The sequence below is a fragment of the Flintibacter muris genome, from assembly GCF_943192995.1.
GTDB lineage: Bacteria > Bacillota > Clostridia > Oscillospirales > Oscillospiraceae > Lawsonibacter > Lawsonibacter muris.
In genome coordinates this window covers 74238-89702 of the sequence record NZ_CALPCP010000008.1, presented here as the reverse complement: position 1 = coordinate 89702, position 15465 = coordinate 74238, and the positions used below count along the sequence as shown (strand labels likewise).

16 protein-coding genes are annotated in these 15465 nt (G+C 53.2%); 14 read left to right on the top strand and 2 right to left on the bottom strand.

Annotation, left to right across the window (positions count from 1 at the left end; all coding sequences use genetic code 11):
• The first annotated feature begins 103 nt into the window (after nt 1–103).
• Nucleotides 104–439 (top strand): helix-turn-helix domain-containing protein, encoded by a 336-nt coding sequence (locus NFS22_RS08995; RefSeq protein ID WP_251317395.1) that lies wholly within the window; start codon nt 104–106, stop codon nt 437–439.
• On the opposite strand, the gene NFS22_RS08990 is transcribed toward NFS22_RS08995, so the two are convergent.
• Nucleotides 429–1817, bottom strand: a complete 1389-nt coding sequence (locus tag NFS22_RS08990) for a hypothetical protein (RefSeq protein ID WP_251317394.1) — start codon at nt 1815–1817, stop codon at nt 429–431. The genes NFS22_RS08995 and NFS22_RS08990 overlap by 11 nt on opposite strands.
• 160 nt (nt 1818–1977) lie before the next feature.
• Here NFS22_RS08990 and NFS22_RS08985 point away from each other — a divergent pair, with 160 nt between their 5' ends.
• The 13 genes from NFS22_RS08985 to NFS22_RS08925 all read left to right on the top strand — a co-directional run bounded on the left by NFS22_RS08985 (nt 1978) and on the right by NFS22_RS08925 (nt 13162).
• A complete protein-coding gene (locus NFS22_RS08985; protein WP_251317393.1) occupies nt 1978–2541 on the top strand; it encodes a hypothetical protein in 564 nt (187 codons plus the stop codon).
• A 90-nt stretch (nt 2542–2631) separates the two neighbouring features.
• Nucleotides 2632–2847 (top strand): hypothetical protein, encoded by a 216-nt coding sequence (locus tag NFS22_RS08980; RefSeq protein WP_251317392.1) that lies wholly within the window; start codon nt 2632–2634, stop codon nt 2845–2847.
• Between the two features lie 180 nt (nt 2848–3027).
• Nucleotides 3028–4629, top strand: a complete 1602-nt coding sequence (locus NFS22_RS08975) for a dynamin family protein (protein WP_251317391.1) — start codon at nt 3028–3030, stop codon at nt 4627–4629.
• Nucleotides 4626–6353, top strand: coding sequence for a dynamin family protein (locus tag NFS22_RS08970; protein WP_251317390.1), 1728 nt, complete (start codon nt 4626–4628; stop codon nt 6351–6353). Before NFS22_RS08975 ends, NFS22_RS08970 begins: the two co-directional genes overlap by 4 nt.
• Before the next feature lie 12 nt (nt 6354–6365).
• Nucleotides 6366–7913 (top strand): GTPase, encoded by a 1548-nt coding sequence (locus NFS22_RS08965; RefSeq protein WP_251317389.1) that lies wholly within the window; start codon nt 6366–6368, stop codon nt 7911–7913.
• Between the two features lie 138 nt (nt 7914–8051).
• On the top strand, nt 8052–8987 hold the full coding sequence (locus NFS22_RS08960) for a DUF932 domain-containing protein (RefSeq protein ID WP_251317388.1): 936 nt from the start codon (nt 8052–8054) through the stop codon (nt 8985–8987).
• Between the two features lie 15 nt (nt 8988–9002).
• Nucleotides 9003–9947: a YqaJ viral recombinase family nuclease gene (locus NFS22_RS08955; RefSeq protein WP_251317387.1), complete on the top strand. Its 945-nt coding sequence runs from the start codon at nt 9003–9005 to the stop codon at nt 9945–9947.
• A 13-nt stretch (nt 9948–9960) separates the two neighbouring features.
• A complete protein-coding gene (locus NFS22_RS08950; protein WP_251317385.1) occupies nt 9961–10749 on the top strand; it encodes a hypothetical protein in 789 nt (262 codons plus the stop codon).
• 22 nt (nt 10750–10771) lie between these two features.
• Nucleotides 10772–11143: a DUF3846 domain-containing protein gene (locus tag NFS22_RS08945; RefSeq protein WP_251317384.1), complete on the top strand. Its 372-nt coding sequence runs from the start codon at nt 10772–10774 to the stop codon at nt 11141–11143.
• Nucleotides 11144–11237: 94 nt separating this feature from the next.
• Nucleotides 11238–11732: a hypothetical protein gene (locus NFS22_RS08940; RefSeq protein WP_251317383.1), complete on the top strand. Its 495-nt coding sequence runs from the start codon at nt 11238–11240 to the stop codon at nt 11730–11732.
• Between the two features lie 10 nt (nt 11733–11742).
• Nucleotides 11743–12255, top strand: coding sequence for an NAD(P)-dependent oxidoreductase (locus NFS22_RS08935; RefSeq protein WP_251317382.1), 513 nt, complete (start codon nt 11743–11745; stop codon nt 12253–12255).
• A 72-nt stretch (nt 12256–12327) separates the two neighbouring features.
• The gene (locus tag NFS22_RS08930; protein ID WP_251317380.1) at nt 12328–12906 is read left to right on the top strand and encodes a dipicolinate synthase subunit B; all 579 of its coding nucleotides are present in this window, start codon (nt 12328–12330) and stop codon (nt 12904–12906) included.
• Nucleotides 12907–12985: 79 nt separating this feature from the next.
• Nucleotides 12986–13162: a hypothetical protein gene (locus NFS22_RS08925; RefSeq protein ID WP_251317378.1), complete on the top strand. Its 177-nt coding sequence runs from the start codon at nt 12986–12988 to the stop codon at nt 13160–13162.
• Nucleotides 13163–13199: 37 nt separating this feature from the next.
• Here NFS22_RS08925 and ftsH read toward each other — a convergent pair whose 3' ends face one another.
• On the bottom strand, nt 13200–15332 hold the full coding sequence (gene ftsH, locus NFS22_RS08920; RefSeq protein ID WP_251317377.1) for an ATP-dependent zinc metalloprotease FtsH: 2133 nt from the start codon (nt 15330–15332) through the stop codon (nt 13200–13202).
• Nucleotides 15333–15465: the final 133 nt, after the last annotated feature.

The following is a 15465-nucleotide window of genomic DNA, read 5'->3' as shown; positions in this document are numbered from 1 at the left end:
ACCTATAATCATTTAATTCTTTTCAGTATTAAATATAAATACTTTTAAGCGTTTGTAGAATACCAAAAGACCGGGTATGCTACATACAAAAGGCGGTGAGGGTATGGAGCGGATGGACGTTGGGGCACGAGTGCGGTATTTCCGGCATCTGCGAGGGCTGAGCCAGGAACAGCTTGCGCTGCAAGCAGGTATCAACCCGGCGTTTCTGGGGCATTTGGAACGGGGATTGAAAAGCCCCACGATCACGACCTTGGATAAGCTGGTCAGGACGTTGGGCATTACCTTTGAAGAGCTGTTCGCAGAGAACACCGGCGCAACAGATCAGACCCGGGAGGCTGCCATGCAGCGGCTCCAGCTGTTGGTGCGTGATCTCTCTGCGGAGCAGCTGAACAAGTTGTCAGATATGATCCAAGCCGTTCTGGCATTCCCTAAACCGTAGAAGACAACGCATGTCCTGCCTGAATCAAATGCTGTCCCGCAAGATAGTCCTGCAATTCCATCAAGCCTCCATTGATGGATGCTAAAAACAGAGCGAGGTCATGTTCTGATTTCGGCTGGTATATTCCTTCAATTCCGGCTTGCTCCAGAATATCCTGGCACAGTAATTTGACCTGCGGTGAATCGGCTTGTAAAAACCGTTCTGTCAATTCAGCCGCATGGCAGTTCATATAGTCCGAGAGCTTTTCCAGAGCGTGACTGATTAACGGATTGGAAGAGCATTGAAAGCGTTCCAATTCCCTATAGGTTAAGTCGCTGTCCACAAACAGCACATTATCGCCATAGCCGTTTTCAAAACAGGAGAACAGAGAGTCCTCTACCATTTCTTCCACAGTGAGAGGAAAGGGAATGTCATCCGGATTATACTCTAAGGTCTGTATCTCCTGCCGATAGAAATTGCCCAGCACAGTGATTTGGTCAAGGCCATACCAGCAGAGAGGAAAATCGACTGATTCGTCTTTGCGGTAAATATAGCAAAGATGATCAAACAGTTGTAGATTGAGCCGGTATTGTTTGAAGTTTCGGCCGTTGTTTTCGTCGACCCTATTGTTGTTCCGTTTCCAAAGCGGCGGCAATTTGGCCTCAAAGCCTGGCTGAGAACACATATAACTCTGGCGGCGGGTGAGCAGACGGAACAGGAAAAGCGGTTCTACCGATTTAAGTACAGGGGATGCTGCGGCAATTTGCATATAGTGGGACAAATTATCCAGCAGGATACGTTCCCCTCCATTTCGGGGCATATCAAACAGTTCCGCAAAGCACTGTAAAATTTCATACCTCCGTTCGGTATCGCAGTCCACAGGCTTGGGACTGCGTTTTCCTTTTACGATTTGCTCAAAGTTCCTGGCTAATTTCCTGCGCTGTGTCAGTGCCTGCATCAGCTTGCTTTGCTCCTCCAAAAAACCAAAATACTGCCAAATAATTTGTTCCTCATAGTCTGCTTGATCTTCATCGTCAGTAAGTTCCGGTTCGTGATCCAGTAAAAAACCGGGGTCACAGAGTATCCCGCAATAAATATGCAGCAGTTCCTCAGACGGCACCGATTGTGCCTGTTCACTGAGCAGGCGACACAACTCAAAGCGGTCGTAGACCGGAAGGCCCCTGTCCGACAGGCGGCGGCGGAAGTCCGCTTTATAAGCTTCTGCTCTCCGCAGCACATCCTCCTGGTCAAGCCCCTTTTCTCGCAAAATCTGGTCACAATCCGGTTCATCGGCCAGTTCGTCCATTGCGTCAAGCCAGGTATCAAAAAGTACAGGTTGTCCGTTCAATTCCTGTAAAATCATACGGTCCAGCGGGTCGTTTCTATCAAGAGACAGCATGGCGTTCACCTCAAAATCATGGAATGTCATATTTAGGATAGCATATTTTCCCTCCAGAAGCTACCGAAGTTGCTTCAAAAATAATATTTTTATTTTTGAAGTAACCTATATTCCCATATGGGTATCTCTGGGATAAAATGCGGAAAAGGAGGTGAATACCGTGCCGAAAGATATTAAAAACCCGATTTTAACCGCACTGGAGCAATACGAGCGTGATCCGGACCGGAACGGCAAAAAGGCGTTTCTGCTGACACCCCAGGGTGGATACTTCCTCTACGGAAACCGCTTTTGCAGCATTACGGAATATGAATTGGAGCTGCTGGGCAATTCCTGCCAAATTCAGGGTAGAACGGTGCAAAAACCGTTATTTTTTCACTTGAAGGGAAATCAACTGGAGGTGATTGACAAACAGTTAAGCGGCCCTGCATTGGTCAGCCTGATTTTTCATATCGACTTGGGCGAGGACGAGCCGTTTCGAGGGATTTTACTGGCGCACGGACAGAAAGCAAAGCTGGCCTTGTTCCACGATTCCGAAATGGAAGAACTGTACCGCCTGTCTCGCATAGCCATTCCGTCCACCGTTATACCGGTTTCGCCGGACGGTGAGTTTCAGCAATTTGCGGAAAACCTTCGTAAAAACGACCTGCACTGGCTGACCAGCCTCTATTTGCGGGGACAGCAGTTGAAATACCTGCCAGACGCCGGTCGTTCGGATGGCAGCTAAACGGGAACGCCGAAGTTGCGGCAAATATTTTATGTTGATATCATACTTATAAGTATGATATAATCATTTTTATAAGAACGGGCTGGTATTATGACGAAAGTAGACTTTGAAAAAGCGTTCAGTGATTTTTTGGAACGCCGGGAGTATGACCAAGCAGAAAATGCTCTGTTTGCCATGGTGCGGATCGCTTTCGTGGCTGGATGGAAAGCGGCGGGAGGTGACCCACCCAAGCCCCAGAAAATCCTGGAGCTGAGACACAAAGAAGTAATCGACATCAGCGGAATGGAAACTGATTTGAAGGAGTAGGAAAATGTTGGATTGGAGAACGTTTACTTGTATAAAGTGCGGAAAAAGATTTACAAAGGCGGTGGGTGGAGTTGTCATGAGTCCACAACAAATGCAGTTGGAAATTCGTCCCGTCTGCGACAAATGTAAGCTATCCGCAATTGCCGGTATCTTCAAATAATCGTATTGGGAGGAAAGACAATGTTATTGCAAAAAGAAATCCTGCAAAAAGCGGGAGTTCCTCAAGAGGATATTCAGCGCTTGGAAAAAGCCTGGGACGCATATCAGGCCGCTGTTTCAAATCCGGTCCGTCATATCCCGAATATCGTATGCACCGGAATTTACAATGCGGGAAAGAGCACCCTGCTCAATGCGCTATGTGGGGAGGAGAGGTTCCCCACCGGGGATGTCCCCACCACGAAAGCTGTTGCGCAGGCCGAATTTGGCGGCGCGGTCTACATCGACACCCCCGGGCTCAACGCCGAGGGCTCGGACGACCAGGAGGCGCAGGCAGCTTATGAGTCGGCGGATTTTATCATCTTCGTGTCCAGTGCTCAAAACGGAGGCATTGGCGAGGTGGAGGCCGTCTGGCTGAATAGACTGCGGGATCACTATACAGCGGACAGTCTGAAGCAGCGGATGGTCTATGTCCTGACCCACTGCGGGCAGATTGAACCGGAGCAGGTAGCGGTAATCCGGAATAAAACCACCGCCGATCTGGAAAAAATTCTCGGATTTGCGCCCGACTCAATCTTTTGCGTAGATTCCGTCGTTTATCAGAAAGGGATTGCTGAGGACAAGCCTCTTCTGGTAGAGCACAGTGCGCTTCCTCCACTCCAGGCCCATTTGGCGGAATTGATTTCGGGAACCGGGGAGACGTTGAGACAGGCCCATGAAGCGGAATTGAATGCACGGGGGAAGGCTCTTCTGAAGCAGGTCGGTCGTTGCAAGGATTACTGTTTGGAACGAATGGCAAATCTGTCTGCCCGGAAGCAGCAGGATCAGATAAAAGCGATGTTTTCCAGGACGAAAGAGATGCTTACAGAGAAAATCAATGTTGGGGTAAGTTTATATGGGTCGCTTTCCCTTAGTGGTAGAGATAAGTCATTTGAGGGAAAAGATGGAAGCTCATTGAAACGACAGGCAAGAGATCACATGCGTTCATATGCTGAGCGCGGAGTAAGCGATGCTCATAAAGCAATTAAACAAATATTTCAGAAAGCCAGACAAGACTATGGTACAACCGGGATCGACAGTGAGTACTTCAAGCTTTGCAGCACAGTAAATCAGCTGTTAGAAGAACTTCAGGTAAGCCTTGGCCAGCACGGCATTTACATCCAAGCAGTGGAGGAAATTGCAATCACTCCCGATGTCTCCGAAGTAGATGCTGATCTTTCAAGGATTGCCGATAATGGGGATTATTGGTCCCCCGGTATGTATCTTAATGTGAATGAAGACCGTATCGAGGTCAACCAATACGATAACTGGTACGAGGAACGTGGCCTGTTTGGAGTTGTGATAAAAAAGCCAAAGTACGTAATATATACGCATAACGCAACTTCCAACATCTATAAGGAAATTTCAGATACATTCAAGCAGCAAGTAGAAGAAGCACGGGATAGCCTTTCATCATATTACTGGAATCCATTTCTAAAAACACTCAAATCAGAAACTGACAAACGTTTTCAGGAAATGCGCAAGGCCGCAGATGCCAGCATTGCCAATTCCCAAAGGTCCGCCGAAAAGCCTCTGCGCGAGGCGTTAGAACATTTGGCTGCGTTGGAGAAGGAGATATCCCAATGAGTGATTTGATCCGAGACAGCTTTACCCAATTTTATGAGGATATTTGGAACTCCTACCGTCTCCTCAACGAAAACCGCGCCTGTATTGAGGACCGCAAGGCGCAGATGTTAATGCTGCTGGAAACCGGCATTACCGTCCCGGAACCACCTAAAGGCGCGGGGGAGTACCAGGACCTCTGCCGTGAAACGATGGAACATGCCAAGCTTCAGCTTCGAGGCTGGCAGGACATGGTACGCAGGCAGATAGAACGCTCCGAATTTGTCAACCGGCATGAAAAGAGCATCCTGGCCCTGGTATTTGCCGATGTGAACGCCGGAAAAAGTTCTCTGGGAAACTTTGTGGGCGGTTGGAGTTTCCGTGGCACATCCTATGAAGACCTCTATATTCCCCACGACTGCGAGATTGAGGACTACAGCGCGGCCAGCGGCGAGGACCGCAGCGTCCGCAAAATCGATCACTTCGCGGAAAACGCCGTTGAGGCCACCTCCACCATCCAGCACTACACCTTGGCCCAGGGTTTGACCTGGGTGGATACGCCGGGGCTGCACTCCCTGACCACAGAGCACGGCGATCTGGCTAAGGAGTATATCCAGTTCGCCGACCTGGTGATTTACCTGACGCCCTCCAGCAGCCCGTTCAAAAAGGATGAGCGTGAAATGCTGGCCGAGCTGTTCCGGATGGGGAAACCAGTGATTCTGGCGATTACGAAATCGGATACCTTCAAGCACACAGTGCAAGACGGCTCAATTATCAGAAAGCGCATCCCCAAACCAGCAAAGGACCGGCAGGCTCAGGAGCGGTATGTAACTGAACAGGCGAAGGAGATTAACAATAACGAAAACCTGGAAAATACTCGCATCCTGAGCCTTTCCGTTATGCTGGCCCGGGATGCTGCGGCAAAACAGGATATGGAGCTATATAAGGATAGCAATCTGGACCAATTTCTGGTACAAATGGGGGATATCCTGTCCGAAAGAGCAATCGAACTGAAAATGCGCCGCCCCAAGGCGGAGATCAGCGCCTTTATCGACCGCCTGACCGGATTGGACGAGGCGGACAACGGTAACATTCTGACCATCCGGCAACTGCGCTGCGAACTGGAAAAAAAGCAGGCGGACTTAAAACATATTCTGACTGAGTGCCAGAATGCGCAAGCCACTGTTTGCGCCGAGATTGAACAGATGTTCCCAATCAGCCTAAGCAAGCTGTTCCGCAGTCTGCGGGACCGAAAACTGCTGGGAGATGCAGAGGTTGTCAGCAGGGAGATGTCGGAGGATATTTCCAGGTTGACTGCGGAAACGTGTACAAAGGTTCTTACGGAGAAGCTGGGGATGGTATCTCTGGAGCTGGAGCTGCCCCAATTGGACGCGCAAGCCGCTGACAGCACAGAGTATCAGATTCAGTATGTGAGCCAGACCGTGACCTGCCGGGTAGAGCGTGACGCCAAGGGCTTGGTGGAGCATATTCAGTACTTCTTCGATAAGAGCAAGAAATTCTACAAAAACGTCTCTGGTTCGGAAAAGATTGCCACTGGAGATAATTTCAGCGCTTTTCTTGACGCTCAGGTAGAAAATCTCCGCCCGGAGGTGCGCAGATATGTATCCGAGACGATTGACCGTATGGCTTCTGCTTGTATTGCCCCGCTGTCTGACTGCTACCGGCAGTTGGACGGGCAGTTGGTCAGGCTAGCTGGAGAGCTGGAAAAATTGCGGTTTACAAACTGACGGAGGGAAAAGATGGAAACTATGCAAATTAACAACCACAAGCAAACCGTTATAAGCCTGCTGCAGGAGGGGGAGTCCATTTTACAGCGGTCAGGCTTGCCGGATCACGCTCGGAATGTACAGAGCGCACGGTTAGATGCCGAACAGAAAAAATCCCCTGTTATCATGTTTTACGGGTTATATAACGCAGGAAAAAGTACGCTTATCAACGCTCTGTGCAAAAAAGAGATCGCGCCTACCGGAGATGTCCCCACAACGGATAAAATCCAAACGGTACCTTGGGAGGGGTACACACTGATCGACACACCGGGTATTGACGCTCATACCGAACACACCGCGATTGCTGAACATGAAATTCTTCAAAGCGATGTCATTCTCTTCGTTATGGACAATGCGGATACCTTCGACAATGTGGCAGTTTATCAGGCGATTGTGGATATCTTGAAAAAGGGAAAGCCCCTTGCCATTATCATAAACCAAAAGAATGCAGACGGCAGCGAGGATCCCAATATCTCTGTGCCGGAGCAGTCCTCTATCCGGACGGTAAGGGAAAAGGTAGCCTCTAATCTGGAGGTCCAGGGCCGCCGTAATCAAATGCAGATTGCCGGGAAACTGAAACATTTTTTAGGCATTTTTCCCGTTAACGCTCTGGTTGCGTATGAAGCGGCAGGACGTGAACCCCTTCACTCTTTCTCCGGTCTTCCTTCTCTGTGCAATGCCCTCAACGGTGCTATTCGTCAATCGGAAGCCGTTTACATGCTGCAAACGCCCCTTACCAACCTTCAGAATAGTTTGCGTGAAGCCATCAAACAATACCAGATAGACCCAATCTATGGTGAAAAGCAGGACATGGCCAAGAACCGGGAAGCCCTGCTTGCCTCTCGCCAGCGCCTGCACGAACGCCTTATGGCCGACGGCCTGAGAAAAATTGAAGCGATCCTGGAAGATGTAAAAGCCGCCGTGACCAGAGGACAGCCGGTAGAGGGCGTAGACCGGCGAATCAGCGAAACGCTGAATACCCTGCTGAAAGAAGCGGCCGAACAGGAGCATATTGTTCTCCAGAACGAAATCAAGCTGGAGGCCATGCCGGATTACAGGCCAGAAAGTTCAGGTGAAACAGGTCAAATTACCCAGAATGACAACGATTCTGCCATTGGAGATTTGGCACAAATTGCCTCTTTTATCATAGATATTGCACCGATTCCGATTCCGGTCCCTGTTCCTATGTCCGTTATTGTAGCAGCAATACGGGTAATCATCCATCTTTTCTCAGGCAAGACATCAGAGGACGCCGCCGCTGCCCGGAGTCAGGAACAACTGGCAAACTACTACAAGTGGCTCAACGAACTCCGCGATCAGGAGATCAAAATAAAAGCCGTCTATGAAAAGTCGGTCAACGATTTTCTGACTCGGTTCTATGAGCCGCAGTTGGAGAAAATTGACCAGGCTCTGGCTGAGGTGGACAGCGGCTGCGCGGAGCATACCAAAAACCTGCGATCTATGGAAGAACTGCTGCTCCAGATTGTGGACGAGTTGGTTGCTCTGTCGGCTGCAATGTAGTTCCGTACTCTTTGTAAACAATTCAGATGAAAGTAGTTTTTTCATTTGATCCCACCTGTTTTTCAAATATATACTATAGCTACGAAGGCCTCGGGGTAATTCCCCGGGGCCTCATTTCATATTTAGGAGGGATTTATAATGTCCGCGAACATCGAAACCATGTTCTATGTCCGAGAGAAACCCTGGCACGGCCTGGGTACTAAGGTGCAGGAGGCTCCTACCTCCGCCGACGCCCTGATCTACGCTGGCTTGGATTGGGAGGTCATCCAGAAGGATGTCTACACCGAGAATGGCTCCCGAATCTCCGGCTACAAGGTCAATCTCCGCAGCATCGACAACGCCGCCCTGGGTATCGTCTCTGACCGCTACAAGGTTGTCCAGAACGAGGACGCTTTCCAGTTTACCGACGATCTGCTGGGCGCTGGCGTGACCTACGAGACTGCCGGGGCCTTGCAGGGTGGCCGCAAGGTCTGGATGCTGGCCCGGATGCCCCACCGCTACATCATTGCTGGGGACGAGATCGCTCCCTATCTGGTGGTGATGAACTCCCACGATGGCAGCTCCGGTATCAAGGTCGCCATGACCCCTATCCGGGTTGTCTGCCAGAATACCTTGAATCTGGCTCTGAACAGTGCAAAGCGTATCTGGACTACCAAGCACACCGAGAACGTCATGAGCCGTGTCCATGAGGCAGAAGAGACGTTGGGACTGGCCGAGAAGTACATGGGCGAGCTGGGCCGGGGCATTGATACCCTGTCCAGGATCAAGCTGACCGATAAGAAGGTCATGGAGTTCATGGCTGAGTTCTTCCCCGTTACCCCGGATATGCCTGACGTTCAGCGTAAGAACAATATGAGGTTGCTGAACAACATGAAGGCCCGGTACTGGGAGGCTCCCGATCTCTCTAACGTAGGGAAGAACGGCTACCGCTTCGTCAATGCCATCAGCGACTTTGCCACCCACGCCGACCCTATCCGCAAGACCAAGAACTACAACGAAAACCTGTTCCTGCGCACCGTGGAGGGCAACCCCATGATCGACAAGGCGTATAAGATGGTGCTGGAAGCGGCATAAAGGAGGGCTGTCAAAATGTCTGCAAAAATCCTTGTTTCTACCGAGAATATGCCCTATGCTGACTGGCTGGAGTATCGGAAGCAGGGCATCGGCGGCTCGGACGCTTCTGTGGTCTGTGGCATCAACCGCTATAAATCCTCTGTGGAGCTGTGGCTGGATAAGACGGGTCAGCTCCCGTCCCAAAAGACTGGGGAAGCTGCCTACTGGGGGACGCAGCTTGAACCGTTCGTCCGGGCTGAGTTCACCAAGCGCACCGGAATTGAGGTCAGCCACAAGAGTGAATTGCTCCAGAGCGAGGAATATCCCTTCATGCTGGCAAATCTGGACGGTATCTGTGAAGTCCCGGATTATGGCACCTATATTTTCGAGGCTAAGACAGCCTCCGCTTACAAGGCTGGGGAATGGGAAGATACGATTCCTGACGAGTATATGTGCCAGATTCAGCACTACATGGCGGTGACTGGCTATGCCGGGGCCTATATCGCCGTTCTCATTGGCGGCAATACCTTCCGCTGGAAGTTCGTGGAACGGGACGAGGAATTGATTTCTATGCTCATTGAGCTGGAAACCGATTTCTGGAATCATGTGCAGGATTGCACACCCCCGCCGCTGGATGACTCCAATGCAACCGCCAAATTCCTTGCTGACCGCTTTCATGACAGTATCCCCAAGTCTCACATCGCCCTGCCGGACATCGCCGCTGATCTTCTTTCGCAGTACGATGAAACCTGTGCACAGTTGGAGATTGTCACAGAGCGAAAGCAGAAGGCCGAAAATCTGCTGAAGGAGATGCTGGGTGAGAACGAGGTAGGGACTGCCGGAGGTCGTATCGTGACTTGGAAGAGCGTGGCCCAGGAGCGGCTTGACAGCAAGACCTTAAAAGCCGAGCATCCCACTCTCTATAAGAAGTACATCAACAAGACATCGTACCGCCGCTTTACCATCAAGTCGGCAAGCTGAATGGAGGTCAATCATGGATAACGCAAGACTCAAAGGCCGTATGAGCGGCAAGGTGCAGGAGTTGCAGCAGCCCACTGGAAATCAGGCTATCACTGTTACCTCTGCGCCGGAAAACTCTTTGGCCCCGGTGGATTCCACCTATCTGGCCCTGACCAGCAACGCCCTGGACATCATCCGGGCTAACTTGAAGAGCCAGCCGCTGACCCTCGACCTGTTTGATGTGGTCAAATCTCCGTCCGGTGGGGCTACGGTGTTTGAGGTGCCGGGGCTGGCGGGAAACGAAGCCGCCATGGAACTGACGGGCATTGTGCTGGACTACACCACGCCCCGGGCCTATTGGGATACGCCCGATCCGGTGGAGGGTACGCCGCCTGTTTGTATGAGCCAGAACAGCATCATTTCCCACGATGGGAAAGCCTGTGCGCACTGTCCCTACAATGACTTCGGTTCCAAGGACGGGGACAGCAACGCCAAAGCGTGTAAGGAATCGGTGCTCCTGTTCCTTCTGCGGCCCAACAGCATTATCCCTCTGCTGGTGCGTGTCCCCGTGACCAGCAAACCCCGTTTCCTGAAGTATTCCACCCGCCTCCTGAGCACCCTGACGCCGATCTCCAGCGTGGTCACGAAGATCACCTTGGAGAAGGCCACCAGCAAACAGGGCAAGCCCTACGCCCTGTTCAACTTCCAGACGGTCAGCACTCTCAGCCCGGAGGAAACGGCCCAGGCGAAGGCGTTCGGTCGGCAGTTCATGGAGATCGTGAACGCTGCCCAGATGGTGCCGGAACTGGCACAGGCCAGCTAAGAATGGGGAAGGGAGAGTTGCTATGCGTGTCTTAGTAGTTGAACCTGAGCAGAGGCCGGAAGAGAAGGAAATCGACGATTCTCTGAACTCTATGCAGGGTATCGTGGGTGGGTTAATTCAACCCATTTACTTGGAGAACTCTGTCGTGCTGGTCTGCAATGACGAGGGCAAATTGCTGGACCTTCCGGCAAACCGTGGGCTGCGGGACAAGAACGGGCAGTTATGTGATATTGTGTGCGGTACGTTCTTCCTGTGCAACGCTCCGCCGGACAGTGACCACTTTACCAGTCTGACCTCGGAGCAGATTGAGCAGTACCGGGAACAATTCTACACCCCGGAGATGTTCTGGGGCATGGATGGCCGTATCGTCTGCCTGCCGCTGGAGGTGGATTAAGCAAACCTATCTTTGAGGGAATCCCTTGTGCCGCAAAGGGTTCCCTCTATTTTACTAACTGATTGGAGTGATAAACATGAGGGCCTTGCGCCCTATGACACAGGAGGAACGGGAGTTTGCGGAGCAACACCACGATATGGTCATTGATTACCTTCGCTGCAAACGTCTCCCGATGGATGATTTTTATGACATCATAATCTTTGGTTATCTCTCCGCTGTGCAGCAGTATTTCCGCAATCCTCCTGCCGGAGTAGCGTTCAAGGCTATGGCGTTCCGGGCTATGAAGGATTCCGTTCTTCGGGAGGGTGAGTATCATGCCCGTGCGAAACGTTGCGGCGTGACTGTGGGGCTGGCTGATGCCGGCAGTCCGCTTACAGACCCCAGGCAAGATACCGAGCGGCAAATTGAGGGCAAGGTCCTTCTGGAACAGGTCGCAAGTATGGCTACGCCAAGGGAAGTGAAAATCATTCGGCTCCTGGTGGATGGCTTTGCGCTTCGTGAGGCCGCACGGTTTCTGAAGATTCCAAGAGCCACCGCCGTTAGCTGTATGAATGACTTCTGCTGCCGGGCCAGAGCCGCTATCGGCTGAGAGTTTGATTATGCAAAAACTGTGTCCCATCGCTAATGCGCTCCCCACAGCGGAAGGAGCCATCCAGCTGGCTATGGAGCATCTGCCCATTACCATCCACGGCTCCAAGGTTCTGATTATCGGCTTTGGGCGGGTGGGACGGCTGACCGCCCAGCGCTTCCAGGCCCTGGGCGCCCGGGTGAGCGTAGCCGCCCGAAAGTATGACCAGCTGGCCTGGGCCCAGGCTATGGGCTTTGGTGGAGAGCATCTGGCCCAGTTGAAGGGCTGGCTGTGCGGCTATGATTTGATTGTTAACACGGTTCCCGTTCAGATACTGGGCCGGGAGGAGCTGGAGGATGTCAAAGCCGACTGCCTCATTCTGGATCTGGCCTCCAAGCCGGGAGGCGTGGACCTGGGGGCGGCGGGTGAGTTGGGCCTCACCGTCATCTGGGCTCTCTCCCTCCCGGGCAAGGTGGCCCCCATCACCGCCGGGGCGGCCATCAAGAGTACGATTTATAACATGCTGCGGGAAATTGGATTTTGACACAGAGGATTCTTTTTAAAAAAGAATCCTCACCCCATTTTTCTCATCTCATATTGGAAAGGACTGCTTTCTTTGGAAGATAAAACCGTTGGATTCGCCGTATGCGGATCTTTTTGTACCCACGCTAAGGCGATGGAGGCGCTGGAACAGGTCAAGGCCCGGTTTGAACGGGTGGTACCCATTGTGTCCGAAATCACGGCCAGTACGGACACCCGCTTTGGCAAAGCCCATGACCTGATGCGGGAGATGGAGCGCATCTGTGACCATCGGGTCATCTGCACTGTGAAAGGCGCGGAGCCCATTGGCCCTCAAAAGCTGCTTGACCTGCTGATTATCGCTCCCTGCACAGGGAACACCCTGGGCAAGCTGGCGGCGGGGGTGACGGACACCAGCGTCACCATGGCAGCCAAAGCCCACCTGCGCAACTGCAAGCCGCTGCTCATCGCACCCTCCACCAACGATGGCCTGGCAGCCTCGGCGGCCAGTATTGGCACCCTTCTGCCCAGAAAATACATCTACTTTGTCCCCTTTGGCCAGGACGATTTTGAGAAAAAGCCCACTTCCCTGGTATCCGACTTCTCTCAGGTAGCTGACGCCGCCCAGGCGGCCCTGGAGGGAAAGCAGCTCCAGCCGCTGCTGTTAAGGGCGTAAATTGCCCATGCGGTTTGATATGCCCATATAAAGTGACACAAAAGCCGGTCAAAATCTGAATCGGCGCAGTTTGATAGAATTGGAGGAATTCGTCCAGCGGATTTCAGACGGGCTGTCGGCGATCCACATTATGGCCCTGGGGCTGGACGGGATGAACCATCAGTATGCAGGAGCGTTATATGCGGTCTGGAAATACCTCTCTGAGGCTGAGCAGGACTTTCAAAAGTGCCTGACCGCCTGCCTGAACACAGTTTGACAGAGAAAGCGCCGCCCATAAGGGCGGCGCTTTCGCATCATTCGGACTTTTCATCCCCATCCGACTGGGGCTGTTCCGCCGGGACGGGTTCCTCCTCATCCTCGGGGGGCTCCTTCGGTTCGGCGGGGGGCTCCTCCAGGGCGGGGGGCTTGATCTCCTCGCTGATAATGTGGATGGACTTGGCAGGGGGCTCAATGTCCCCGGGCACTGCCTTGCGGGTGGAGGCGTAGGCGTCCTCCACGGTGGTGGGGTCCCGGCCCTCAATGATGGCCACCATCTCGCCGCCGGTGATGGTTTCCTTCTCCAGCAGATAGGCCACCACCTTGTCCATATCCTCCCGGTTGGCCCGGATGACCTCCACTGCGTCTTTGTAGCACACATCCAGGATGGCCTTCACGGCCTTATCCATCACAGCGGCGGTGTCCTGAGCACAGTCCAGGCCGTAGCCGCCCTCCAGATACTGGTTGCGGACAGAGCCCAAGGCCATCATGCCAAATTCCTCGCTCATGCCGTACATGGCCACCATGTTGCGGGCAATGTTGGTGGCCTCCTGAATGTCCTGAGACGCGCCGTTGGTCATGGTGTCCATCACCACCTCCTCGGCGGCCCGGCCGCCCATGGAGACGGCGATTTTGGCCATCAGCTCCTCCCGGGTGCGCAGGTTGGTTTTGTCCTCCTCGGGCATAAGGAGGGTGTAGCCCAAAGAGCCCTCGGTGTGGGGGACAATGGTGATTTTCTGCACCGGCTCGGCGTTTTTCTGCTTGTAGGCCACCATGGCGTGGCCCACCTCGTGGTAGGCCACCAGCTTGCGCTCAAACTCAGTGAGGACGGAGTTTTTCTTCTCGCTTCCGGCAATGACAAACTCGAAGGAGGCCAGCAGGTCCTCCTGGTTGACGGCCCGGCGGCCGTGGCGGACGGCCCGGAGTGCGGCCTCGTTCACCAGATTGGCCAGGTCGGCGCCCACGGTACCGGCGGTGGCCAGGGCAATTTTCTTCAAATCCACATCCTCGGCCAGCTTGATCTTCCGGGTGTGGACCTGGAGGGTGGACAGGCGGCCCGCCAGATTGGGCCGGTCGATGGTGATCCGCCGGTCGAACCGTCCCGGGCGGAGGAGGGCCTTGTCCAGCACCTCGGGCCGGTTGGTGGCCCCCAGGACAATGACCCCCTTGCCGGGGTCGAAGCCGTCCAGCTCAGCCAGCAGCTGGTTCAGGGTCTGTTCCCGTTCGTCGTTGCCCCCCATGCGGTTGTCACGGGATTTGCCAATGGTGTCGATCTCATCAATAAAGATGATGCAGGGGGCCATTTTACTGGCCTCTTTGAACAGGTCCCGGACACGGGACGCGCCCACGCCTACAAACATCTCCACAAAGTCAGAGCCGCTGATGGAGAAGAAGGGCACCCCCGCCTCTCCGGCCACGGCCTTGGCGAGAAGGGTCTTGCCGGTGCCCGGAGGGCCCACCAGCAGCGCGCCCTTGGGCAGCTTAGCGCCGATTTCGGTGTACTTCTGGGGGTTATGGAGGATATCAATAATCTCCTCCAGAGACTCCTTGGCCTCGTCCTGACCGGCCACGTCCCGGAAGGTAACGCCGGTCTTCTTTTCCACATAGACCTTGGCGTTGGCCTTGCCCACGCCGCCGATACCGCCCATGCCCCCCTTGCCGCCAATGCCCCGCATGAGGAAGACCATGGCTCCCACCATAATCACAATGGGCAGCACAGTGGTAATGAGCAGATAGAGAATCTGGGAGGAGTTATCCACCGCAGGGGTCCAGTGGCGGACGTTGTGGTCGTCCAACAGGCTCTCCAGCTCCAGGTCGGCAATGGGCAGCGGGGTGGTGACATACTCGGTCTCCCGGTCGTTCTGGATGGGCATCCAGGCGAACATATTGTTGCTCTGCTGAGCCTTGTCGTCCTCCGGAATATAGGCCTTGGCCTCCTCCTCCACCCCCTCTTTCAGGGTAATGGTGAACAGGCTGCTTTCGATTTTGACCGACTCCACCAGGTCGGCCACCACCCACTGGCGGAAGGTGGAGTAAGGCACCTGGACCTGATTGGAGCTGTTGTAGCTGCTGGTGCAGCTGCGGAAGAGCAGCGTCAGCATCAGCGCCCATAAAATCAGCGAAATCAGGCCAAAGGCGTTCTTTTTGTTATTTCCTTTATCTGGTTTCAAAGGAGCGTACCTCCATTTTTCGCGTTTTTTGCAATAGATCAAAGGGTATCATACCACAGTTGGGAAGTAAAAACAAGAAAATCCCTTGTAAACTTCCGGTGAATTTTCTGTGACCCGTTTTTTGCCGGAGGCT